Origin of the sequence: Paracoccus acridae, from assembly GCF_014642735.1 — a bacterium.
Classification (GTDB): domain Bacteria; phylum Pseudomonadota; class Alphaproteobacteria; order Rhodobacterales; family Rhodobacteraceae; genus Paracoccus; species Paracoccus acridae.
On record NZ_BMIV01000082.1, the window covers coordinates 1 to 811 of the forward strand.

Annotated in this window: 1 pseudogene and 1 other annotated feature; the pseudogene reads right to left on the reverse strand. The window is 62.8% G+C overall.

The features are described 5' to 3' along the window. A pseudogene (locus IEX25_RS20280) lies at nucleotides 1-761 on the reverse strand (IS3 family transposase); the annotation flags it as partial. After that, nucleotides 358-474, reverse strand: a sequence feature (AL1L pseudoknot). It overlaps the preceding pseudogene by 117 nt. Nucleotides 762-811 lie beyond the last annotated feature (50 nt).

An 811-nucleotide genomic window follows, 5' to 3' on the forward strand; every position in this document is an offset into this window, starting at 1 on the left:
CCAGCTTGAGACATAGGTGAAATCGCTGACCCATAGCTGGTTTGGCATGTCCGCGACGAAGGCCCGGTTCACCTTGTCGTCTGGGCAAGGCTGAGCCGCATCGGGGTGGGTCGTGATGACCTTCTTGCCGCGGACAACGCCTTGCAATCCCATCGCCTTCATCAGCCGCTCCACCGTGCAGCGGGCGATATCGTGCCCTTCGCGGCGCAACTGGTGCCAGACCTTGCGCGCGCCATATCTGCCTCGGCTGCCATCGAAGGCCTGCTTGATGGCAGCCATGTCGAGGCGATCCTGCCTGGCCCGATCCGATGCCAGGTCTGGATCGCGCTCGACGGCCTTGAAGGCATGATACGTCGATGGTGCGATCCCCAGAACCCGGCAGATCGGCCCGACACCAAAGACACCACGGTGATCGTCGATGAACGCGATCATTTGCGGAACGGGCGGTCGAGCTCCGCCGCTGCGAAATATGCACTGGCCTTCTTCAGGATCTCATTGGCCTGGCGCAGTTCACGGACCTCGCGCTCCAACTCCTTGATCCGGTCCTTCTCCGCGCTCGTCAGACCGCCGCGCTGACCGGCATCACGTTCGGCCTGCTGGCACCAGACGCGCAGGCTGTCGGGCGAACAGCCAAGCTTCGGCGCAATCGCCCTGTAGGCGGCCGTGTCGCTCGCGTAGTCGCCGCGGTTCTCTCGGAAAAGTCGAACACCGCGTTCGCGAAGCTCGGCCGGATAGGCGGGGGTGAATCTCGGCTTTGACATAGGGCTCATCCTTTGAGTGTTTTACTCTCCGGTAAACCAGGGGCGGTTCA